This is a genomic window from uncultured Kriegella sp. (assembly GCF_963975415.1).
Lineage (GTDB): Bacteria > Bacteroidota > Bacteroidia > Flavobacteriales > Flavobacteriaceae > Kriegella.
Genome location: NZ_CAXBGN010000007.1, coordinates 102,838 through 127,308 on the forward strand (window position 1 = coordinate 102,838; position 24,471 = coordinate 127,308).

General features: G+C 40.5%; 19 protein-coding genes. 5 read left to right on the forward strand and 14 right to left on the reverse strand.

All coding sequences use genetic code 11. The features are described from left to right. Window positions 1–237 precede the first annotated feature (237 nt). Window positions 238–1,488, forward strand: coding sequence for a divalent metal cation transporter (locus AACZ88_RS16050; protein ID WP_339712488.1), 1,251 nt, complete (start codon window positions 238–240; stop codon window positions 1,486–1,488). Window positions 1,489–1,590: 102 nt separating this feature from the next. On the opposite strand, the gene AACZ88_RS16055 is transcribed toward AACZ88_RS16050, so the two are convergent. The 7 genes from AACZ88_RS16055 to AACZ88_RS16085 form a co-directional block, all read right to left on the reverse strand. Continuing rightward, window positions 1,591–3,540 carry an OmpA family protein gene (locus tag AACZ88_RS16055; protein ID WP_339712206.1) on the reverse strand — a complete coding sequence of 650 codons (1,950 nt, stop codon included), beginning with the start codon at window positions 3,538–3,540 and terminating at the stop codon, window positions 1,591–1,593. Window positions 3,541–3,640: 100 nt separating this feature from the next. Further along, window positions 3,641–4,657 (reverse strand): type IX secretion system membrane protein PorP/SprF, encoded by a 1,017-nt coding sequence (locus AACZ88_RS16060; RefSeq protein WP_339712209.1) that lies wholly within the window; start codon window positions 4,655–4,657, stop codon window positions 3,641–3,643. An 8-nt stretch (window positions 4,658–4,665) separates the two neighbouring features. Further along, window positions 4,666–8,367: a gliding motility-associated C-terminal domain-containing protein gene (locus AACZ88_RS16065; protein ID WP_339712212.1), complete on the reverse strand. Its 3,702-nt coding sequence runs from the start codon at window positions 8,365–8,367 to the stop codon at window positions 4,666–4,668. Between the two features lie 166 nt (window positions 8,368–8,533). Continuing rightward, complete coding sequence (gene fabD / locus AACZ88_RS16070) at window positions 8,534–9,415, reverse strand: ACP S-malonyltransferase (RefSeq protein ID WP_339712215.1); 882 nt, start codon at window positions 9,413–9,415, stop codon at window positions 8,534–8,536. A 133-nt stretch (window positions 9,416–9,548) separates the two neighbouring features. Beyond that, a complete protein-coding gene (locus tag AACZ88_RS16075) occupies window positions 9,549–10,061 on the reverse strand; it encodes a gamma carbonic anhydrase family protein (protein ID WP_339712218.1) in 513 nt (170 codons plus the stop codon). Between the two features lie 48 nt (window positions 10,062–10,109). Further along, window positions 10,110–10,838: a LytTR family DNA-binding domain-containing protein gene (locus AACZ88_RS16080; protein ID WP_339712221.1), complete on the reverse strand. Its 729-nt coding sequence runs from the start codon at window positions 10,836–10,838 to the stop codon at window positions 10,110–10,112. After that, window positions 10,838–12,784 (reverse strand): histidine kinase, encoded by a 1,947-nt coding sequence (locus AACZ88_RS16085; RefSeq protein WP_339712224.1) that lies wholly within the window; start codon window positions 12,782–12,784, stop codon window positions 10,838–10,840. The genes AACZ88_RS16080 and AACZ88_RS16085 overlap by 1 nt, the downstream gene beginning before the upstream one ends. Before the next feature lie 210 nt (window positions 12,785–12,994). Here AACZ88_RS16085 and AACZ88_RS16090 point away from each other — a divergent pair, with 210 nt between their 5' ends. Beyond that, window positions 12,995–14,173 carry a vWA domain-containing protein gene (locus tag AACZ88_RS16090; protein ID WP_339712227.1) on the forward strand — a complete coding sequence of 393 codons (1,179 nt, stop codon included), beginning with the start codon at window positions 12,995–12,997 and terminating at the stop codon, window positions 14,171–14,173. A 146-nt stretch (window positions 14,174–14,319) separates the two neighbouring features. Here the strand turns inward: AACZ88_RS16090 and AACZ88_RS16095 are convergent, their stop codons facing one another. Then, the gene (locus AACZ88_RS16095; protein WP_339712230.1) at window positions 14,320–15,336 is read right to left on the reverse strand and encodes a type IX secretion system membrane protein PorP/SprF; all 1,017 of its coding nucleotides are present in this window, start codon (window positions 15,334–15,336) and stop codon (window positions 14,320–14,322) included. Window positions 15,337–15,516: 180 nt separating this feature from the next. On the opposite strand from AACZ88_RS16095, the gene AACZ88_RS16100 reads away from it, so the two are divergent. The 3 genes from AACZ88_RS16100 to AACZ88_RS16110 all read left to right on the forward strand — a co-directional run bounded on the left by AACZ88_RS16100 (window position 15,517) and on the right by AACZ88_RS16110 (window position 17,775). After that, window positions 15,517–16,419, forward strand: a complete 903-nt coding sequence (locus AACZ88_RS16100) for a NifU family protein (RefSeq protein ID WP_339712234.1) — start codon at window positions 15,517–15,519, stop codon at window positions 16,417–16,419. Window positions 16,420–16,490: 71 nt separating this feature from the next. Then, complete coding sequence (locus AACZ88_RS16105) at window positions 16,491–16,691, forward strand: dodecin family protein (RefSeq protein WP_339712237.1); 201 nt, start codon at window positions 16,491–16,493, stop codon at window positions 16,689–16,691. 247 nt (window positions 16,692–16,938) lie between these two features. Continuing rightward, the gene (locus AACZ88_RS16110; RefSeq protein WP_339712240.1) at window positions 16,939–17,775 is read left to right on the forward strand and encodes a mechanosensitive ion channel domain-containing protein; all 837 of its coding nucleotides are present in this window, start codon (window positions 16,939–16,941) and stop codon (window positions 17,773–17,775) included. A gap of 79 nt (window positions 17,776–17,854) precedes the next feature. On the opposite strand, the gene tsaB is transcribed toward AACZ88_RS16110, so the two are convergent. From tsaB to AACZ88_RS16140, 6 genes are all read right to left on the reverse strand, one after another. Beyond that, the gene (gene tsaB, locus AACZ88_RS16115; protein WP_339712243.1) at window positions 17,855–18,526 is read right to left on the reverse strand and encodes a tRNA (adenosine(37)-N6)-threonylcarbamoyltransferase complex dimerization subunit type 1 TsaB; all 672 of its coding nucleotides are present in this window, start codon (window positions 18,524–18,526) and stop codon (window positions 17,855–17,857) included. 60 nt (window positions 18,527–18,586) lie between these two features. Next, on the reverse strand, window positions 18,587–19,945 hold the full coding sequence (locus AACZ88_RS16120) for a TolC family protein (protein WP_339712246.1): 1,359 nt from the start codon (window positions 19,943–19,945) through the stop codon (window positions 18,587–18,589). 31 nt (window positions 19,946–19,976) lie between these two features. After that, on the reverse strand, window positions 19,977–21,125 hold the full coding sequence (locus AACZ88_RS16125; protein ID WP_339712249.1) for an efflux RND transporter periplasmic adaptor subunit: 1,149 nt from the start codon (window positions 21,123–21,125) through the stop codon (window positions 19,977–19,979). Window positions 21,126–21,208: 83 nt separating this feature from the next. Continuing rightward, on the reverse strand, window positions 21,209–22,471 hold the full coding sequence (locus AACZ88_RS16130; protein WP_339712251.1) for an ABC transporter permease: 1,263 nt from the start codon (window positions 22,469–22,471) through the stop codon (window positions 21,209–21,211). 1 nt (window position 22,472) lies between these two features. After that, window positions 22,473–23,702 (reverse strand): ABC transporter permease, encoded by a 1,230-nt coding sequence (locus tag AACZ88_RS16135; protein ID WP_339712253.1) that lies wholly within the window; start codon window positions 23,700–23,702, stop codon window positions 22,473–22,475. Continuing rightward, entirely contained in the window at window positions 23,695–24,396 is a 702-nt protein-coding gene (locus tag AACZ88_RS16140) for an ABC transporter ATP-binding protein (RefSeq protein ID WP_339712256.1), read from the reverse strand. The genes AACZ88_RS16135 and AACZ88_RS16140 overlap by 8 nt, the downstream gene beginning before the upstream one ends. Window positions 24,397–24,471: the final 75 nt, after the last annotated feature.

The window sequence follows — 24,471 nt, forward strand, 5'->3', positions numbered from 1 at the left end:
AATAATCATTAACAGACAGGTGTTTTACGCCAATAATAAAGAGATTTCTTACTAAATCGGAATTAGCACAAAAATGACAGCTCCGAGTACACTCAGTTTCAAATCAAAAAAACCAATACCAAATTTCCCGAAACCGCCCCCCCCTTAAACTACCTTACAGGGGTGTTTTATATTAAAAATTAAAGGTCCCATAAGTCATTAAAAAAAACTATTTTGGCCCATAAAGTGAAATTAATGATATCTAAAGCCAAAAGGCTACTCCAAATTCTTGGTCCGGGACTATTATTTGCAAGCATGGCCATTGGAACTTCCCACTTGGTGCTATCTACTAAAGCCGGAGCACAATATGGATGGATAATGGTCTTGCCCATTGTACTTGCTAATCTATTTAAATATCCTTTCTTTGAATTCGGAGTACGATATACCAACGTAACGAACAAGACCTTGATAGAAGGTTATCGCAATCGCGGCAAAGGCTATTTGTGGTTTTATGCCTTAATCACGTTAGTATCTACCTTTACCATTTTAGCCGCTTTATATACGGTTACGGCGGGTCTCTTCATTAATCTTGCCCAAATAACGAACGTTTCAATCAGCCTAATCGCCTTGGGTTTATTTTTACTCATTAGCCTCCTACTCATTATTGGGCGCTATACATTTTTAGAACGCTCTCTAAAATTGGTCGTTACGATTTTATTCATCGCCCTTATCATCACCACTTTTTTAGTTATTTTAAGAGGGCAGGTGTTACCAGTAGAAAATTTTGAACCTCTGCCCATATTTGATGAAGCAGGGGTTTTATTTTTAATCGGATTAATGGGCTGGATGCCCACAACGGTAGAAGCTTCAAGTTGGGTCAGTCTATGGAGTGTTGAAAAATGGAAAACCAAAGAAAAGCCTAGTTTGCAAGAATCGCTTCAGGAATTCAATATTGGCTACCTACTCACAAGTATTTTGGCCATTTTCTTTTTGACCATTGGCAGCATGACCTTATACGGCACCAATACCGAACTCAGTGGTAACGCTGTGACCTTTGCTGATCAAATCGTACAATTGTTCACGTCCCATATCGGATCCTGGGCCTATATCTTTATAGCTGTAGCGGCCTTCGCAACTATGTTCAGCACCTGCATGACCGCTCATGACGCCATTGCCAGAGTAAGTCTGGATATTATCGGCCTACTCGTACCCAACATCAAAATGCACAGAAAGAAAATCTATTATGGCCTCGGAGTACTAGTTTTGGCATTGATCAACTATATTGTGGTCAGTGCCTTTAGTGCAAATATGGGGCAGTTGGTTGCTTTGGCAACTTTTGTGTCTTTTGTGGTAGCACCCATAGTTGGGTACATGAATCTTAAAAATGTAATGAGCAAAGAACTTCCTATTGAACAAAGGCCCAAAAAGAGGCTTCAAGTGCTGACATACGCAGGCATTGTTTTTCTCTCCTTCTTTTCGGTATTATACCTTTGGATGATTGTTTTTTAACAGCTACAAATTCGTAAGATTTTCACACCGATATATATTTTCCGAATAGCCAAGGGAAGGTAAAAACCTTATAAAAAATATGCTTTAAGTAAGCTGTGGTTTCTATTGATTTATCAATTCATCATAGTTGTCAACGACAAACAGGCTACGTACATTTTGATCGTGCAAGAAATCTAAACAGAAAGCGCCATTGGTACAGCTATTGGTTATCTGCTCTTCCCCGTAGCCCAAAACCCCAATAATATTCTCTGAAGGCACTCCCTTTTTCATCAAATAGGAATATAAGGCTTCCGAACGTTGCTGGGAAATTCTTTTATTACTATAACTACTACCACGACTATCGGTATGAGATTCTATTTTAACTCGCATTCCGGGGAACTTCAGAAGCAGGTCTGCTACTTTATCAAGCTCTACCAAAGTTTCAGGAGTCAAGTTACTCTTTGCCTTGGCAAACTTTATCTTTTGCAATTTCAACACCATCTTATCTTCTTTCGGCTCAACCACATCTTCCAAATAGGCCATTTCGATAACCAAAGGTTTTTTCTGCACCTCCTCCTGATCAGCACCTACATATTTTTGACTAAAAACCGAATGCTTCTTTTTTGAAATTTCCAAAAAGACAGTTTCCCTCCAAGGAATCTCCAATTGATAACTTCCATTAGCTTGAGTCAAAACTTCCTTAATCGTTTTTCCCTCGGCATCCAGAACTTTAACCGAAGCTTCGGCAATACCTTGACTGCTACGAGGTTTTAGCACCGTACCCTTAATTGCGAAAGTTTTTAGCCCAGGTTTTTCAGCCACCTTGAAACCATAGATATCATCATTGCCCTTTCCACCGCTTCTGTTTGACGAGAAAAAACCAGAAAATTCATTAAGTCCGCTTTCCTTAATTATAAATCCAAAATCATCAGCATCTGAATTTATGCCCCTACCAAGGTTTACGGGGATACTGAACGTATTATCGGGACGCTGATTCGCCTTATAAATATCCATTCCGCCCAACCCATAAAAAACATCGGAAGAGAAATACAAACTACCATCAAAAATAAAGGGTGCTATCTCGTTGGCTGCGGAATTAATACGTGGGCCCATATTAACGGGCTGCGACATAATCTGACCATTGAAAGTACTTACGTAATAAAGATCCGTTCCCCCATAACCTTCATCAAAATTGGCGGAAAAATATAGGCGATCGGAAGCCTCGTCATAATATGGATAATAAAAGGAAACACTTAAATCTCTCAGGAGATAATTAAAAGGTTGGTCGGCCCCTGCTCCATTCTTGACAATGACGATGGCCAATGCATTTTTTCCTTTTTCATCGAATAAAAGCTTACCACGTTCTTCATTCGAAGCGATATAAAATATCTGATTCAACTTTTTGGAGAAGTATGGAGTTGCTTCGTGGTATTTTGAATCAGGAATACCCGTGAACTCATTGATGTTGACAACATCTCCGTTAGACTCAACTTTTCCACGGTAAATATCAAGATATGATTCACCAGAGGGCGCATAAACATCTTTTGATTTTTGAGTACGTCCACTACTGAAAAGGAGCTCGTCTTTATAAAAAGTTGGTGAAAAATCGGCTTGCGCACTATTCCCCTTAATATTGAACACTTGAAAATCTTCAGAAGAATTGGCTGAAGTCTCCAGTAATTCAAAGTTAAATTCAGCATTCTCAAAAAGTTCATCGTGTAACGACCCGCGTCTTGATTTCAATAATGATTTTACCCGATCTTTCTCAGCGGTCTGGGCCAAACTTTGCAACATCTTATTAAACCGATGGTTTGATATCGTCGAATCGCTTTTATTGACCTCTAAATAAATTTTTGACGCATTGGCGTAATCTTTTGTTTTAAAATAGGCATCTGCCAAATTTAGCCGCTGTTCATTGGTCAATGTACCTTGGGTCATCTCTTTGCGATATTCAAGAATAGCATCGGCATAGGCATAACTATAGAAATATTTGTCAGCCCGCGACTTCGTCTCTTGTGCATGGGAAAGGCCCCAAAACAGACCAAAGAACAATAAAAATATCTTTAGTTTCATCTGTTACTATTGTTTGTTTTAAAGGTCGGATTTTATTCTCCGATAACATTTCATCGTAAAAGGTCAATTAATCGTTCGCTATGACCAATCAACCTCACGTTTAAAAGAATCTTGGCGTATCTATTTGTTTGGGTTGCCCTTTACTTGGCTTCGTTCGCTTACCACCACTGCCAGTATTACCAGTATTAATGCTTGGACCACTACCTTTGCCCAAATAAAATTTCAAAATAACCTCATGTGAACCGCTATTGAAATTTCCTAAAGGGTTGGTATCATAATCGTAAGAGTACCCGATAAACGTACCACTGCCAATCTGAAAACCGGCCAATCCACTAACCGCATTTCCTACACGATAAGAAGCTCCCAATGTAAACCTTTCATTAATCAAAAAATTGGTCGAAACATTTGCATTCACCGGAGATCCCTTAAGGTAGTTAACCAAAAACGCCGGTTTGAATTTCAGGGTTTCCGATAAATTAAAAACATACCCTCCAATAAAATTAAAGTGCATCTTATCTTCTACTATGGAAGCTACGTCATCATCATAAATACCATCAGTCAAGAAATTAGGAATGGAAACACCTAAATACCAGACATCTTGACCGTACAGAAACAGACCTGCACCTACTGTGGGGTAAAACTTTTTTACGGGTGTACGGTCTAAAACCGGTTCTCCGGGGTTTTCAAAGGTTCCCTTCGAAAAATCGACATTTAAAAATCCGCCGCCCACATCCATACCAAAAGAAAGTTTCGTATTATCGGAAACTTGAAACTGATAGGAATAAGCCAAATCTACATAGGTCTGTGTAACCGGCCCCAGTTCATCATTCACGACATTGAACCCAAGGCCATGTTTATCGTTCGAAAAGGGAATATTTGCACCAAAACGCATTGTTCTGGGCGAACCCGGAATATCTAACCATTGTGCCCGATACAACCCTATGAGTTCAGGTGTTTCAACAGTGCCCACATAGGCCGGGTTAAAGCTACCGATATTATACATGTATTGGGTATATTGGGGCTCTCGCTGCGAATAGCCAGTATATACATTAAACAATACAAGACCGATTAATAAATACAGACAGTGATATGTGGGGTTGTTTATATTGTATGCCATTGATTTCGTTATCTGATAAGCTGTATCCAGCCTTTTTGAGTTTTAAAGGGCGCTACATCATCTCGATCTTGAACAACATCTAAAACATAAAAATAGGTGCCGTCTGGTGCGTCTTGTCCTTCCCAACTGCCATCCCAAATTACTTCTTCGGTCATATCATCGCCCTCAAAGACCAAAGCACCATACCTATTGAATATTTTAATGGAATAGATTATTTCAACAACTTCGTTCGTTTCACTGTCTATTCGGTTTATTTTAAGTTCATCATTGGTTCCGTCTCCATTTGGCGAAAATTGATTAAAGATAATTCCGATTTCCAACGGAGTGCGCTCACTTACCTCGATCTGAATTGTAGATTGACTGTCTTCATCGTTCACTTTACTTTCATGTGGTGAAGAATTTTCAATGGTTGCAGTGTTAAAAAGCGTTCCTATTTCTTCAAAAACCATGGATATTTCAAGTAGCGCTTCTTCACCTACCGCTAAACTTTCAATGACCCAAACATTTGAATTTTCGTTATAGGTTCCATTTACGGTAAAAGCGTCGAGAATGGTAAAATTCAATTCATCACTATTGGTTATCGAATCACGCACCACGATGCGCGACACTGCATCTTCTTGGGATTTATTGGTAACTTTAATCGTAAAAATCACTTCTTCCCCAATCAACGGACTCACCCGGCTACTAACATTTACCGTGTTCTCACTGTTGTTTATTCTGGCGGTTTTCTCTACTATTAAATTGATTCCTTCCGGCAAGTCTATATTGAGCGTGACCATCGAGACATCATTGGTGCTATTATTATCGATTGGAAAGGAATCTAAAAGTTCTGCCGTATTTGTATATACCCCACCTTCTAACACATCAACTGTAACTTCTAAAGTAATGTTGGCTAGCGGTTGCATCTCAAAAACATCCCAAATACCAGTTTCCGGGTCATAACTGCCTAAGGAAGCTGTATGCGCTATATACTCGAAACCGGTTTCTAATAAATCACCAATTTTCACCCCTAGCACCCTACTATCTGAAAGGTTATTTGCATGTATCGTAAAAGTAACTCGCTCACCCACAAGGGCATTTTCGTTATCTACTTCTTTTATGATTTCTAAATCAATCGGGTCTGGTTCACAATCTGGTGTCAGATTAGGGTCACACGGATTCAAAGGATCAGACCCGTTCGCTTCTTCGTCGCCGTCAGTAATACCATCGCCATCAGTATCACAAAGATTGTGTGAATTATCAGGTACACATGGATTGTCATTGGCCGGATCTTGTTGATCGTTCACGCCATCATTATCAAGATCTGTGATATTTGAATCTAAGGCGTCAATAATGCCATCGTTATCTTCATCTAATGGCGCTGCTATAATATCGCCGACCTCAACCCCATCATTGACACCGTCACCATCTGTATCAGGATTATTTGGATCTGTCCCCAATGCTTGTTCATCACCACCAAACAATCCGTCACCATCATTATCCGTATCACAACTACTAACAGAAACAGTCACCATCGACGATTCGTTAGCGCAGGGTGCCTGTGCCCCTGTTGTACTAAAAGTAAAAACATAGTCGCCGTCAGGTTGCCCCTGAAAATCTACCGTACCCGTACCATTGGTAGGACTCCCCAAACTACCTCCTGCTGGCTGAGAAGTTACTGCCCACACCCCCGCATCTTCGCCAGCCAATTGACCAGCCAAATTCAACGTTGTTGTTCCAAACCGGGAATCATTACAAGACGAGGTATCACTCGGTATACCCGGAGAAGGTTGTGGAACCACCGTAGCAATTACTTCCACCCTCGGTGAAGGGCAACCGTTTTCGGTTGCCTCTACCCAGAAAGAATGATTTCTTGGTTCTAAATTCACGCCCTGAGAAACCGTCGGGGTATAACTAGCTCCAGTATCTACAGGCGTACCTCCCGTTTCGCTGGTGTACCAATTAAATGTAGGACTCCCCGTTGCCGTGACCGTAAGCTCTACTTCACCTGGGCCGCAGCGCGTGCCTCCCTCGGTACCCGTTATGGTCGGAGTTTCGTTCAGCGCCAAAGTAACCTCTAAAAGTGGACTAGTACAATCGTTATCCGCATCATAAAACAAGGCGTAATAGGTACCTGGCAAAGGATTATTTATACGGGTATTCGTAAGATGTGAACTCACATCGGCAGGATCAGCGGAGTCGGTGGTCCATTTCAATACCGTGCCGGCAGGCGGAACAGAAGTCGTAAAATCACTTAAACTTAAGGCATCGGGAAAAGCATCGCAATAAACCGTTGCGGGCGGGTTAGCTATCAACTGTGGACCCGTACTACCTGCATCACAACACTCAATGACCGTAACAGTAACGGTTGCCGTATCATTTACACAAGCCCCGGTTGCCGTATTTGTCGTATAGGTAAATATATATTGCCCTGTGGCGCGGCCATCAAAATCAATTCGGTTATTGCCCGGAATTGCCCCAACTGAAGGACCTCCTGTCTGGGTCCAATCGCCGTCGTCTTCATCATCAATATGATCATCCAAGTCTACCCTGCTCTCTCCAAAATCTTCATCGGAACACGCACCGGCATCGGTAGTTGTACCAGCCGATGGCGAAAAACTTTGTGTTATGGTTACTGCAGCAGTAGGGCTAAAACAGTCATATGTGGTATTGTCTACAAAAAATGCATAATATACACCAGGGACTGTCACAGGACTTCCGTTTGCCGGAGGTAGCCAATCTCCCTGTACCGAAGGATCAGGGTTTGTCGTCCATCCCAAATCTGTATTGGCGGGCCTCACCCCGATAAAATAATCATCCAAGGCCTGGGAAAACGTATCACAAAACGCTTCGGCATTTGTACTCACCGCCGGGGCGGTATCCCCTGCAGCACAATCATCATCGATTATGGTAATAGTGGCCGATGCCGGAGTCCCAATAGAAAACAAAACCGGGTTACTGGTACTATTCAATGTTATCGTGACCGTTTCATCAGGTTCGGCCACAGCATCATCCACCGGCGCCACGCGTATGTTTCGAGCTAATTGTCCTGTGGTATTATTAAAGGTCAAATCTACCGCATTGGTCAAGTTATAATCTGTTCCACTAGCGGTACCTGAAATTGTATAGTTGACCGTTACCGGACTTGCAGTACCATTGGGATTGTCCAATACAATTCGAAATTGCCCGTATGAAAAAGTCCCGGAACCATCTTCATTGACCTCGTCAATAAAATTTGCCGAGACCGTATCCAACGAAATAACACCCGTATCATTATCTGTAATGCTAACAGTAGCTTCGCCCGTTCCGGCAATAGTATAAGCAAAACTCGGACTCAAATTGAGTACGACTGATTCTGTGCCCTCTACAAGATTGTCATTTACAATACCGCCAACTGTAATATCCTCAAAATCGTTACCGGCAGCACCTGTAAACAGGAATACGGTTCCAGAGGCGGCTGGCGCATAGATGGAGGCGTAGTCGTCACCTTGTGTTGCCGTACCCGATATTATATACCCCACCGAATAAAAACTACCAGGAAGTCCTCCTGTAATAGATATCCTAAAAGTACCGGAAGTACCAGTTTCTGAAGCAGTGGCAACGGTCGCATTAACTGAAACCAGCTGCCCTTGAAGCATAAGTCCGGAAAGTAGGGCAGCAGCAAAAATAAAGCGCTTGTAAAGCGAATTATCTCCTGGGGCCAAGGAAAAATAATTTCTTTTCAATTTCATAAACTGTCCGTTGAATTTATAAGAATTCAATTCACAGCAATGTAAGTAGATTTTTTTATAGAAAATGGGACCCAATATTACTAAAAAAAAAAGCTATGGCCCCAATTATACCGTTAAATATGCTTTTTTCGGATGAAATACAGAATTCGTAGATTAACGTATGGTATTATAGCGCAGCAGAACTAGTTTCAGCCGTTGGTTCTATTTTTTTAACCAAGCCTTGTAAAACTCTTCCCGGCCCAACTTCAATATATGATGTGGCGCCATCACTAAACATGTTCCGAACACTTTGTGTCCATTTCACAGGTGCTGTCAACTGAGATATCAGGTTACCCTTAATTTGTTCGGCATCAGTGACCGCAGTCGTCGACACATTTTGGTATATGGGACATTTGGGCTCTTTAAAAAGTGTACTTTCTATGGCCGAAGCCAATTCTTCTCGAGCGGGTTCCATCAGTGGCGAATGAAAAGCCCCACCTACAGGTAAAACCAAAGCTCTACGGGCACCGGCTTCCTTCAACCGTTCGCAGGCCGTATTTATAGCCTCAATTTCTCCAGAGATAACCAATTGACCTGGGCAATTATAATTTGCGGCTACGACAATACCAGATATTGCCCTACATACTTCTTCCACAATTTTATCATCAAGACCTAAAACTGCGGCCATGGTACTGGGTTTCAATTCGCACGCTTTCTGCATCGCTAAAGCTCTTTTGGAAACCAATTGCAGTCCATCTTCAAAATTTAGGGTACCATTTGCCACGAGTGCCGAAAACTCGCCCAATGAATGTCCAGCAACCATATCGGGTTTAAAATTATCGCCCATGACCATTGACATTATCACGGAATGTAAAAAAATAGCTGGTTGCGTAACCTTGGTCTCCTTTAAATCTTCGGGCGTACCTTCGAACATGATGTCCGTAATCGAAAAGCCAAGTAATTCATTGGCCTTCTCGAAGAGTTCCTGAGCTACTGGATACTTCTCGTATAAATCTAATCCCATTCCTACAAACTGTGCCCCTTGCCCGGGAAAAATATATGCATTCATTTTTTCTGTTTTGATGCCTCAAAAGTAGGAATTAATGTTCAAGTGTACGAATCAAGCGTATGTTGAAAAGGCCAAAATTTTGTGAAATATGCATTCTACGGTTGCCATTTACCCCTTTATCAGTCTATTCAGTCTATTTTTCCTTGAACCAACTTGAATATTTAACATAGTTATTTGCGATACGATCTACTTCACCAGCACTCAATTCTGGACTTATATCTTTTATTTTTTTGGCGGGCATACCGGCGAAAACAGCACCTGAAGGCACAAGTGTTCCTTTGGTTACGACAGCTCCCGCTGCAATGATGCTATTACTTTCAACCACACAATCATCCATAACGATACTCCCCATGCCGATCAAAACATTATCGGCTATGGTACAGCCATGCACTATAGCATTATGCCCTATCGAAACATTATTACCGATAGTAGTGGGCGATTTTTGATACGTACAATGAATCACCGCCCCATCTTGTACATTCACCTTATTGCCCATTTTAATGAAATGTACATCGCCCCGAATCACTGCATTGAACCATACACTACATTGCGCGCCCATACTTACTTCTCCGACAATTGTCGCATTTTCGGCTATAAAGCAATCCTCACCGATTATGGGCGTTTTTCCGTTAATTGTTTTTATCATTCTTCTTCCCTATGAATTTTCTATTATCGACTTCGACTTGACACCCATTTAAAAATACGCCAACAATTCCTTTTTTCTTGATGCAGAGACCAAAAGTTCTTTGCCATTGGAAACAATAACACTTCCACCCTTTCCCTTTCTGTATTTTACCACTTCATTGACATTGACCAAGTACGACTTATGGATACGGGCAAAAGCAAAACCGGACAAGGCTTCCTCAAAATACTTCAAGGTTTTGCTTACCAATATTTTCTTATTAATCAGATAAATTTCCGTGTAGTTGTCATCGGCCTTACAGTAAAGAATTTCTGAAACGTTCAATACTTGAAACCCATCTTGTTGGGGAAGCGTAATTTTACCGAGTACCTGCCCTAACTTTGGTCGTAGCACCCGGTCTTCCAGTATATCTTCTTTTTGTTTGATCTCTATCACATACTCAACCGCCCGCACCAACTCGTCTATATTGATCGGTTTCATCAAATAATAGGCTGCATGGTTGTTCAAGGCATCTTTGGCATATTGATCATATGCTGTAACAAATACCGTCTGAAAGCTTCTATCGGGCAATTGGTCCAATAGGTCGAACGCATTGCCAAAAGGCATTTCAACATCTAAAAACAACAGGTCGGGCTCATTTTCTTGAATAAGCTGAAGCGCTTCATTTATAGATGATGCCTCGCCCATCAGATTGACCTCCCTGCAGTATTTAACTATATAGTTTCGCAATATTTCACGACTATTGGCCTCATCTTCAACTATGATCGCGTTTAATTTCATTAATTTTTATTTAAAGTGAATACCACTTTCGTGCCCGTACCATTAGCCAAATCTATAATATCGACCTCAATCTTGTTCTTGTACATGTCATTCAAAATGGCAATGCGCTTCTTAATGTTTCCCATACCTTTCGATTTTTGCTTTCTTTGGTTCTTGGTCTTTAGCTCTGCAGATTTCGCCCTGCCTATACCATTGTCTTCAATTGTGATTACCAAGGATGTGGCATCTATCTGTTTTACATGGATTTTCAAAGAACCTTTATCCGCTTTATAGCGCAGCCCGTGCCATATTGCATTTTCTACGTATGGCTGCAGCAGCATGGGTGGAATTTGAAAATCTGTAACATGCACTTTCTCATCAATAGTAATCTTATAATCGAATTTATCAGGAAAACGAGTATGCTCTAATTTAGTATAGAGCTCCAAAAGGGAAAGCTCTTTGCTTAAGGAAATAAAATCTTCTTCGGAATTTTCAAGCACGGTGCGCATTAAAGTCGAGAACTCACTTAAATATCTATTGGCGCTACGCTCATCACTTTTGGCTATGTAATTGTTGACCGAATTCAAGGCATTAAAAATAAAATGCGGATTCATTTGGGAGCGCAGCGATTTTAATGCCAACAAGTTGTTCGCCAATTTTTGCTGTTGGTCGCTCCGATAGAAAAAGAAAACGGCCAATCCCATCAAAATCAAACCACAAATCAAGGAGTATATCACCCATCGTTGTCTTTTGTTGGTTTCTTGAATCAATTGCTGCTCGGTCAGCGCTAAGTCATACTTGCTTTGAAAAAGTTCCCGGTCTTGCTCCAACCCTAAAATTCTACTCTGTTTGTTCGATATTTCGCGATTAAATCGTGCGGCGCGAGAAATTTCCTGTTCTTTACGAACATATAGGGTATCAACCACCGCTACATACGCTTGGTAAGTTTCCAAGGCTTTGTTATAATCACCTTTATGCCGATAGACTTCCGACAACTTTCGAGTGGCATCTTTCTGCACCACCAAATCATCTTGGTCGTCGGCCTCCGCTATGCTCTGCCGCAAATACGGAATAGCCTGGTCGTATTTATCCTGAGCAATATACGCGTTGGCAATTTTATAGTTGATGCGTTGGGTGGTAATTGAATCGACGGTTGCAATTTTTGTTGCTACACTAGCTTCAGGTTTTGACAGTTTTTTTAAACCATCGAGTTCGGTCAAGCTCTTTTTTCGTAATTCGATTTCATCTTCGAACCGACTCTTCTGGTTATAAAAATCTGCAACTTTTTCCTTTTCTTGAACAGCACGTTGGGGCGCCTGACTATTGGCCAATTTTAAGGAATTACCATAAAAAGCCTCCGCCTCAGTAGACCTATCATTACTGGCATAGGCGTCACCGATTTTAGAGTTTAAATCGGCCAATTTAGGAGCAATCTGGTTCTTTTTCGCCACTTTCAAGCCTTCTGAATAAAAAGATACCGCCTTTTCTATTTGATTCATACCGGTATAGGAATCGCCCATAACCTCATAAAGTTCCGCACGCTGATAAGGAACCATTCCCTCAACTTCCAATAACGGCACAAGCACTTTCTCTGCAGCCCTAAAGGCCTTGGTGCGCACATACACCTTTCCTAAAAGCAATGTCGTTCGTGTCGATTTGTTTGCCTCAAGTGCATCAATATAGCTGGTAATAGCGAGATCGTACTGTTCGTAATATTGGTAGACCTCACCAAGTGCGGTCAAAGAAGTAGCCAAATCTTTTTTATTTGCTTTCTTGCCAAGCTCGGCAATGGATCGTGTGATAAAATCGATACTTTTTCCAATATCCTTTCTCTTATAAAATGCTGCGGAATCAAGGTAAGCTTGATGCTTTGAAATTTCACGACTCGCCCTTTTGTCCGATACTTGGGCAAAAACCGTAACAAGTCCAAAAAACAGAAATACTCCTATGAAACAATAGTTCTTCATAACCTTATTTACAACGTAAACTTAGCTGATTTAAGCGGTACAAAAAAATGGGAAATGGCCAATAACCACGCCATAACAAGCCGTTTATATTCTATTACGAAGTCAAAACGACACTTTACGCATTCAAACAGGACGTTCACTCAATGGTCGTTTTTGAAAAAAAAGTTCGGGCTTACATTTATTCCATATTAACACTAAAATCAGTAATCTATGAAAAACATAAAGCAACTTTTAGGAATGGGCTTAATGAGCTTTACGATAACAGCGGTCTCCGCATGTGAAACGAAGTCAAAAAAACAAAGTGTCGAACCGCTGATTGCCCAGGTCATCACAAACGATGAAAAACCGGACGACAATACAGTGAAAATCGCTCTTCTGCTCGACACAAGTAATAGTATGGATGGCCTTATCAACCAAGCAAAAGCACAATTGTGGGATATTGTAAACAAATTTACACATGCCAAGTGTGGCAATGAAGCCAGACCAAAACTTCAGATTGCCCTGTACCAATACGGAAATGACAATCTTTCTTCTAGAGCAGGTTATATTGAACAGGTATTGAACTTCAGTAGTGACCTTGATGAAATTTCAGAAAAACTCTTTTCATTGACTACTGATGGGGGCGAAGAATACTGCGGTACAGTGATCAATACCTCTTTGCGACAATTGGAATGGGGAAAAAATCCTGATAATCTAAAAATGATATTCATTGCCGGTAATGAACCTTTCACCCAAGGCAAATTAAATTATAAGGACGCCGTTACCGATGCGAAAGAAAAGGACATTGTTGTAAATACTATTTTCTGCGGCGACTATGAGCAAGGTATAAACGCGGAATGGAAAAAAGGAGCTGCACTAACAGGTGGAGAGTACATGGCCATTGACCATAACCGCCAGGTAGTCCAAATCGACACACCTTATGACGATGTCATCATTCGGTTGAATTCAAAATTGAACAAAACGTACATTTCGTACGGGGCGTTAGGACAATCAAAAATGCGATTACAGGCAGCGCAAGATGCCAATGCGGAGACTTTGGAAGAGGTGGTCATGGTAAAACGGGCAGTAAGCAAAAGTTCACGCTTGTATTCGAACTCTTCATGGGATTTAGTCGATGCTTCGGATGATATGAAATTTGATGTTTCTAAAATTAAAAAAACGGAGCTGCCAAAAGAGCTACAGGGCAAAACAACTGCCCAAATAGCGACATACATCAAAGAAAAAAAATCGGAACGAACTCAAATACAAAAGGAGATTCTGGAATTAAATGCCAAGCGTGATGCCTATATCTCCAAAAATCAAAAAGAAGGCGCCACTGGAGAATTGGAGAACGCTATGCTAAAGGCTATCGAAAAACAAGCTGCTCAAAAGGCGTACAAATGGGAATAGATCAACTGAAATGGGTAACGAAAACTTAAAGCGGCGATAATGTATGAAAGTACCTTGTCGCCCTGTTTTTGACAGCCCTTATCTTTAAAAGTGCTGCCGCCAGCAAAAATGCGGCTCAATAAAGACGGTCTGCATCACGGAAGGTTTTATTGGGCGGCAGGGCAATAACAATCGTATTTACGCTCTGTTTGTCCAAAATCGTAACCCAGGGTAATTTGATGGAATCCACCACTATCAAACCGAATATCACCCATTTGATACGAGTAGTTATAAGACACCATGAAATTCTTGATATTTGCCCCCACAATGGGTGTAAAAAGTTGTAATCGCTGTACCACCAAGGCATTGCCTGATTGGTACTGTGCCCCATCAAAACTTCTTCGATACGATACTCCGCCCCAGACCCTTCCAAAATCAACATCGCGATATACTTTCGCATTTATATCCAAACTTTTTTCTTTGGTAAAATCGGTCATTTGAAACAAAACCGAAGGTTCAAGTTGCCATTCGCTTTTCCCGAACACATAACCCACCGAAAACAGATAGCGTCTAAGGTTATCGATTACGGGCACGTTATCTGGATTCTGTCTTCCGTAGCGATATAGATTACGTTTGCTTTCCAAGGCATTTAATATGGCAAAATGGGAGTAGAACTCCATATGGTTATACGATAATCCTAAATCTACATTGAAATAGCCTTGACTAATCTTACCCCCAGTAATGGCATTGTCTATTTGTACCGACCTGAATTCGCTTTCGTCGAGACTACTTTGTAAATATGTAGGACTCAACCCAAAAGAAAGTTGATTAAGGTTTCGAATATCACCACCAAGCTTTAGATGATGTGCATAAGTCAATTTGATTCCCGTCTGGGCATGATATCCATTAGCATCATTGAAAAATATGGCCCCGACGCCGCTATTGCTATCCCCTAGTCTAAAATTCGCATTTATGGTCTGTAGATTGGGGGCGTCATCGACGCTGAACCATTGCATTCGGGCAGTGGCCCTAATTTTCCCTCCTTCACCAATACCCGCCATTGATGGATATACCAGGTAATAATTGTCTGCCAGATAGTCGAAATATACCGGAATTCCTTCCTGCGCGTATGTATTTAGGCCAAAGGCAAAGGAAGCGAGTAAAAGAAGCAAACGATTTTTCATCTATTTGGTTGGAACAAAAGTTCGTATTATCGACTAAACATAACTAATAACGGATGAAATACAACAATATTATCTCAAATAACCATCCTTTGGAAGCGCTTAAGGCACTTTAGTTAAGACACCCATAAAAGCCTACGTACTTTGCAAAAATGATTGTATTTTTACATAAAATTAAAAGCGATGAAAGAGTATACCATCACCACGATCAAAACCAACAACCCCAGCATATTAAAATTCGAGACGAATCAGTTTTTGGTTACAAATAAGAACTATGAGTTCAAAAATATTGACGAAGCCAAAGACTCTCCATTGGCCCGGCAATTGTTTTATCTTCCCTTCATCAAAACGGTTTATATTTCAGGCAACTTTATAGGCCTCGAACGTTTCGATATTGTAGAATGGGACGATGTCAAAGACGAAGTTGCCCAACAATTGGTGGAATACCTGAATGCAGGTGAACCAATCGTTATAGAACGTGAAGATTCAAAATTGTCGCCAGTGACGGTCTATGCCGAGGTAACACCTAATCCGGCCACCATGAAATTCGTGGCCAACAAACGTATTGTTCCGGCAACATTCGAGTTTAAAAATATCGATGAGGCGGCAACATCCGATTTGGCCAAACAACTTTTTCATTTTCCTTTTGTAAAGGAGGTCTTCTTTGACGAAAACTATGTTTCCATCAGAAAATACGATGTTGCCGAGTGGAACGATATAACTATGGAGCTTCGCGAATTTATCCGAAACTTCCTGGCCGAAGGCAAAGAAGTCGTTTCAGCGGAAACCCTAAGCCAAGAAAGTTTACAAGTCGCCAATAGCGAGGTAGCCAGTAAAAATTTGGATGACACCTCACAAGAAATTATCGACATTCTTGAAGAATATGTAAAACCTGCGGTCGCCAGTGATGGCGGAAACATTCTTTTTCAATCGTATGAAAAAGAGAGTAAAACAGTCAATGTTATTCTACAAGGAGCTTGTAGTGGATGCCCCTCATCAACTTTCACTTTGAAAAATGGAATCGAGAACATGTTAAAAAATATGATGGGTGACAAAATCAATGAAGTAGTAGCGGTAAACGGCTAATTTTCAACTTGGATTTTCGTCTTTGCGGTTAATATTCATTATCTTCAAGGAAATCAAAAAACCCATACACTATGTCAGTTTTAAAAGTTATTGAAGTATTGGCGAATTCCGATAAAAGTTGGGAAGATGCGGCTAAAAATGCCATTGAACATGCCTCGAAATCGGTAAAGAATATTCGCTCGGTGTATATCAACGAGCAAAGTGCTACCGTCAAGGATGGCAAAATGGATAATTACAGGGTCAATGTAAAAATCACTTTCGAAGTGAATTAAAAATTATCCTGACCTATAGAAAACGTCTGGTACTTACCGGACGTTTTTTTTATCACGCTTTCTCTTTCATCACCATTGTTGAAAATGATACCGATGTCACTCCAAGAATTATCGACAGCAATAATCATAACACACTAAAGAGCTTCTCACACTAAAGAGTTAAGTTATATTAACAATAGTTTATTCCTTATTCTTTGATGAGCATTAAGTTTTTTGTTATGTTGGCAAAAATTAATTAAACTATTTTATGAAAGAATTAACGAATTATCAAGAACACATTGACAACGCCATCGCATGGGTTTGGACGGCATTGCCCAATCTCATAACGGCCATTTTAATTCTAGTCATAGGATTATGGGTCGTGCGTTTTATCAATCGTATGGTTCGCGGGTTTTTCGCAAAAAAAGATTACGATCTTACCCTTGAAACCTTTTTACAGAGTTTTATCAGTATTGCCTTAAAAATAGTACTGTTCGTTCTCGTAATAACCCAATTGGGCGTACAGTCTTCTTCCCTTATTGCCATTATAGGTGCAGCCGGATTGGCAATTGGACTTGCTTTGCAAGGCTCATTGTCAAACTTTGCCGGGGGCGTACTCATCTTACTCTTCAAACCTTTTAAGGTGGGTGATTTTATCTCTGCGCAGGGAGTCGATGGAACGGTTAAGGAAATAACGATTTTCTACACTAAGCTAACCACTTTTGGCAATCAAATAGCTATCGTTCCGAATGGACAACTATCGAACGACAATGTTATCAATTACAATGCCATGCCTACTCGTAGAGACAAGATAAATGTGGGTATCGGATACACTTCCAATATAAAGATCGCCAAGGAAATTTTATTACAGATCTGTGCCGACAACGAAAACATTTTGAAAGAACCGGCACCGGAAGTCTATGTAGATGGACTTGGAGATAGCTCTGTAGACCTAACGCTTAGGTTTTGGGCAGAAAACAGTGTTTTTTGGGGTGCTCATTTTCACGTAATAGAGGAAACCAAAAAAAGATTCGATGAAGCCGAGATAGAAATTCCGTTCCCACAACGTGATATACATGTTAAAGAACAGGCTATGAAGGCATAAAGTCCTTCTTTTAGCAACCTCTCCACACATATCCCGAAACAAGCCGAAGGCACTAGTTGTCCCAAGCAAGTTTTCGGGATTATTTTTTCCCTTGAAGTATAAAATCTTTAAGGTAGTATGGCTCAAAATAGGCGACATTTTCAAAGTCGCCTTCTTGGAATTTTTTATAAGATAACGAGGCCATTTCCCGAGCCGATGGAACGGCACTTAATTCAAAGTTAAAGTTCGAATGTTCTAACACTTGTTTGCATTTATCGGCACCACTGCCAATCACTAGAACTTTCTCCTTCCCCACTAGCTCTCGAAAGGCATTCTGATCAATGATTTGTGCCCGTGTTTCACGAATTTCACTTCCTGTTTTATCAAAAATTGCAGAATATACTTCCATACGGCGTGCATCCAACACAGGAACAACAAAATCGTAAGCGCCAAATTCGACCTGATGGGCCAGACTCTTTAATGTCGAAATCGAAATCAGGGGAACATCCAAAGAAAAACATAAACCCTTGGCCGCCGAAACCCCTATACGCAGCCCTGTATATGAACCTGGCCCCTTACTTACCGCAATTGCATTTAATTCGTGGAAAGAAATGGAAGCCTCTTGCAAGACCTTTTCAATAAAGACGTGCAATTGCTCCGCATGAGAGTAATTAGGCGTGTCGTGCTCTTTAATTACGAGCAGTTCGCCATCTTTAGCAATACTTACCGAGCAATTTGTACTCGCAGTTTCAAGGTTTAAAATCGTCGCCATAATGGGCACAAATATAACCCTATTTACCCAAATTATTTAGGTTTAAAAACCCCATCGGTACTAATACCCCTCAAGATCAAGTTTAACACCAAAATAGAACTCCAATACCTTGATCCGGAACATATAATCGTATTTGGTACGCACCAACTCGGCCGCGGCATCGTCTACCCGGGATTGAGCCTGACTAAAATCAAAGGCATTCATCAAACCCACGTCATATCTTTCTTTAGAATAATTAAAGGCCAAACGTCTTGCGGCCAATGTTTTTTGTGCCGCTTCATATGCTTTTGAAAAACTTTTAACATCTACGTAGGCTTGATTAATATTGGTTTCCAAGCCCAGTTTTTCTTGCTCCAACTGTAGTTTGGCCCTTTCAACATTGATTTGGGAACGCTTTATATTGTTCTTTACACTAAAACCGTTAAAAATGGGAATATTCATTTGCAAACCATAAGAAATACCATCATTCATCCATAATTGATCACCAAAGCTCTCTCTAAATAGCTGCCCTGTGATATTGTCAAACCTTTCTTGGTTTGAAAATCTGGTATTGTAATTAAAAAAACCTCCTAAGGTAGGCAATAATGCGCCTTTGCTTATTTTTAAATCTTCGATGGCCAAATCGATATTTGATTGCGAGAACTTGATATCGTTTCGAAAAGTCAAGGCTTTGGCAAAAATTTCCTTAGGCGAATTATTCAGAATATCGGTCGGTGGTATTTCAAAGTCAACATCAACTACGTCAAAATTTTCATAGTCTGTTATCTGTAAGAGCTGAGCCAGGTTTATTCTTGAAATCAGGACCAAATTCTCCGTATTTACAATTTGCTGCTCCAAATTGGCCGCAGTAGCCTCTATTTCCAACAAATCGCCCGACGGTAAAACACCTGCATCAACCAATTCTTTGGTACGCTTCAAATCTTGCTCTGTAACGGCATATCGCGCATTAAATACCTTCAATGTCTCTTTGTTCGACAATATCTGCAAATAAGAATTTGCTACATTAAGACTGATATCGTCTTTCAGGTCATCTAAACGATATTGATTGGCAAGGGCATTCAATTTCGCCCTGTTTAACCGGTGAATATTACGAAGACCGTCGAATAAAGTCACCGAAGAGGAGAGTCCGCCGCTAGCCGTCATAATGGTTGTTGTAACCGGCTCTTGAGTCGTAGGATCAAAAGAAAGACCCGTATTTCCCGAGGTGCTCATCGAGCCATTGAGATTCGGAAGCATGTCTCCCAATGCATCTGATTTATCGATATGTGCACTCAAAAGATCGAGTTCATATTGCTCAACGGTCAGGTTATTTTCGACGGCATATTCTACACATTCAAGAAGTGTCCATTTCTTTTGCTGTGCCGCTATGCTCCCCACTGTAAACAACAGGAGTACTAAAGCTGTTTGTTTAAAATTCATTTGATTATGATTTAATTACGATTGATGATTTTTAGCCTTCCGTGTCTTCCGACTCTTCTTCATCTTCACCTTTCTTAATAGGCTCTGTTTTATTCCATTGCTTTACTTCATCATCTTCACTAAGTCCGGAAACAATTTCTACATTTACGCCATCTGAAATACCAATCTCAATATCTTTTCGCTCAAACTTTTGATCGACAATCGCGCCCACGGCTACCTCAACATAAGGCTTGTCGGTTTTCTTATCAAATTGCAGTAAGGCTTCGGGAACAACCAAGATATCATCTTTCTTTTCAAGCGTCAATGAGGCATTGGCACTATAACCGGCCCTTATAAAAACATCATCCTTAATCTCTACATCACCTTCTATCTTAAATTGAACAGCCCCGGTTTCCTCAACACCCTTGGGTGCTATAAATTTTAATTTAGCATCCAATTCTTCGCCTTCGATAGCACCCAGGCTAATTTTCAATGGCATTCCCACTTTTAGCTTACCCACTTCACCTTCATCAACCTTTCCTTCAAAAATCATTTTGTTTAAATCTGCAATTGAGGCTATTGTTGTACCATCATTGAAGTTATTGCTTTCAATCACCTGATCACCTTCCTCAACAGGTATTTCCAGTATGGTTCCGGCAACAGTTGCCCTTATGTTGGTATTTGCAGTGGCAGAACCACTTGCCGAACCGCTACGAATAATTTGATAATCTGACTTTGCATTCTGCAGCTCTTGTTCTGATTGGTCAAACTGTAATTGCAACGTATTAAAATCTTGACTAGAAATCACTCCTTTATCGAACAGCTTCTTATTTCTCTCATATTCAATTCTCACATTGCCCAGTGCTATTTCAGCATTTCTGACCCTGCCCCTAGATTGATTCAAGGCTTGTTCGTTCGGTACGATTTTAATTTTAGCTATTAAATCGCCGGCCTTGACCTCATCGCCCTCTTCCAGATAAATTTTATCAATAATACCCGAAATCTGAGGTTTGATTTCCACTTCTTCTTCAGGAATAACTTTGCCGGTTGCCACTGTTTTTTGTTCAATGCTGGTCACAAAAGGTTTTTGGGTCTCGAAAGTAATTGCTGATTTACTATTGGTTTTTATAAAAAAAGCTGCCGCCCATAGCGCTCCGAGTACCAATAAACCTATTAGTATGTATTTTACGATCTTGTTCATTTTAAAGTTGTATTTGTTGTTATTGTATTCGTGGTTTTTAGTTAAAAGTTTACGTGTACTCCCATCTTATTTTCAATAGCTTGTTATTCTTCCCTTAATGCATCAATAGGTTTAATGCTTACAGCCCGTTGTGCCGGTATCAAGCCTATCAAAGTGCCTAAAACCACCATTATCAACAATGCCCCAAACACATAAGGGATAGGAACCGTAGGATTGGTATAAGGGAAATCAATGTCTTTAGTCATACGACTAATCAAACTAAGTGTACCAGCACCCAGAATAATTCCCATGATACCAGCAATCATGGTCAGGAAAACAGATTCTAAAATTATTTGTGAACGCACCTCTTTTGGTGTGGCCCCTAAAGCCCTTCGCACCCCTAACTCTTTGGTTCGTTCCTTTACCGAAATCAACAAGATGTTTCCGATACCGATTACACCGGCTAAAATGGTAGCTATGCCAACAATCAGTGAGAGAAAGGTTATACCTTTTGCGAATCCAATTATCTTACCGAATTGTTCACCCAAATTAAAAGACCCGAATGCCCTTTCATCATCAGGGTGCACATGATGTATATTCTTTAAAAGATTTTTGATATTTTCTTCCACCTTGACCACATCGACATCGTCATAGGCAGCAATGGAAAACCAGCCCACATTATCACCTGTATTGTAAAGCTTCTTAAAAGTTGCAAAAGGAATAAAAATATCGCCATCACCACCAAAACCACCACTTGCATCAAATTTGTGCACTCCCACTACCTGAAAAAACACATCATCAATTTCAATGAAGCCACCTATTGTCTTTTCTCCTTTCTTAAAAAGCTCTTTCTCTGTACGTTCACCAATGACACATACTTTTCTCGCCTTTTCTATATCTTCATCATTTAAAAATCGACCCCCATCGTATATTTTTTTTGGGGCAATCTTTGTGAAGCTGGGAAAATCACCAAAGACAGGATAACTACCAGACTCTTTTCCCCGTCCTACCCTAGCCGGGGTAGAACCAAAAAAACCTTTTACGTTGCGCGGCGCGATATACTGCACTTCCGGTATTCTATTTTCAATCATTATGGCATCGCCAAGTTTCAGTTGCAACTGCCTGCCTGTTTTAAAACCTTCGTTGGGCATACTTGTACTTTGGGCCCAAACGAACATGCTATTTCGAGCAATAGTTTCAAACATACGCTCGAAGCCATTGTCCATCCCCTTTGACGCTCCAGATAACGTGATATAAATAAAGATTCCCCATAACACTCCCACAATGGTTATTATCGTTCTGATTTTGTTCTTTCCTATAGAACCAAAAATCTCTTGCCACGTATTTCTATCGAATAAAAATCTCATACTATTCGTCTCTTAGTGCTACAATAGGTTTTATACGCGCAGCCCTTCTAGCAGGCACATACCCCGCTATAGCTCCGAAAAAAATCAGAATCATTGTGGCAAAAATCGCCGTACCCGTATCGATATATGGATTGGTAATAAAAAAGTCTTTCAACTTCTCCCCAAGCGAACTCAGAATAGCGATACCGATCAACATTCCGACGAACCCCGATATGGTCGTAATAAACACTGACTCTAATAGAATTGTGCCTATAACCGCTTTTGGTGTTGCGCCCAAGGCCTTTCGTATTCCTAGTTCTTTTGTTCGTTCCTTTACCACAAAGACCATGATGTTACTTATTCCAATAATTCCTGCGATAATAGTACCGAATGCGACAAGGGCTACAATTATCTGAAGTACCCTGGCAAACTGCTGATTCTGTTTCAACTGATCCGCTACGTTACGAATGAAAATTCCGTTTTGGTCTTGTGGGCTTATGTACTTTTTTTCCCGAATAAAGCGGTCGAGACTTTTTTCAAATGCCATAGCGCCGGCATAACCAATTTGAGGCTTGAACCCCACAATAATCTGATTGATCTTATCGTTGTTTTTTTCAATCAGTTGCCGTGTGGTGTAAGGTATTACTACAACACGCTCTTCATTGTCTCCCCCATCATCTTGAAATACGCCCACTACCCTGAAAGAACTACCTCCGATATCAATAAACTTTCCAACCGAATTTTTTGCACCAAATAAATCTTGCTCTACCAATCTGCCGATAACCGCATTTTTGGTCTTATTCTTTATATCAAGCTTGTTCAGGTAACGACCTTTCATAATGATAGTCATTTCGCTAAGCTGATGCGATGGAGCAACCCCAAGGGTCGTATAACTATTCGATTCTTGCTTATATTTCACGGTATCTTGCCTTGAAATACGGGGTGTTACATATTCTAGGAAAAGTGGAAAATTCTTTTCAATATCGGCCAGATCGCTATTTTCGAACTCAATAGTTCTGTTTGACTTGTACCCTTTGTAGGGAATCGTAGTTCGACCGGGAAAAATAAAAAAGACATTCGTGGCATCATCTCCAAAAAAGTCATCAAAAGTATTGATGAGACCATTACCAAAGCCAAAAAGAACCACAAATATCAGAATACCCAGCGAAACCGTAAAACCAGATAAAAAGGTTCTTAACTTATTCTTTTGAATAGTCTCAAAAATCTCTTTCCAATTGTCTCTGCTAAACATAAGAAGATGCTCTGACTTGTTCAACCTTTTTATCTTCTACAATGACACCATCTTTTAAATGTACGATGCGCTTGCACATGTGGGCAATATCTTCTTCGTGGGTCACCACCAAAATAGTATTACCTTGATCGTTGATTTTTTGAATGAGGTCCATAACCTCATAGGAAGTTTTACTATCCAGGGCCCCTGTTGGCTCATCGGCCAAAAGCACCTTTGGCTCAGCAGCCATTGCACGGGCTATGGCCACACGTTGTTTTTGCCCCCCTGAGAGTTCATTCGGCAAATGGGTGGCCCATTCTTTTAACCCTACTTGACCCAAATATTTCAACGCTTTTTGCTCTCTTTCCTTTCGAGGAACTCTTTGATAATATAAAGGGAGCGCCACATTTTCCATGGCACTTTTGTAATTGATCAGATTGAAGGACTGAAATACAAAGCCCAAAAATTTATTCCGGTATTTGGCCGCCTTAGTTTCATTGAGGTTCTTAATGGGAACACTGTCAAGATTGTATTCCCCCGAATCTGCTTCATCAAGCATTCCCAAAATATTTAGCAAAGTAGATTTCCCTGACCCTGAAGAGCCCATGATTGCCACAAGTTCGCCAGCCTCTATCACTAAATTGATTCCTTTTAAAACATGAAGGGAATTACTTCCCATTTTATATGATTTGTGAAGGTCTTTTATCTCGATCATGTGGAAGATGTTAGTTATTCAGGTTTAAATCTTAGCAATAAGACTAACAGTGCCTACCATTGTTACAGACCAATA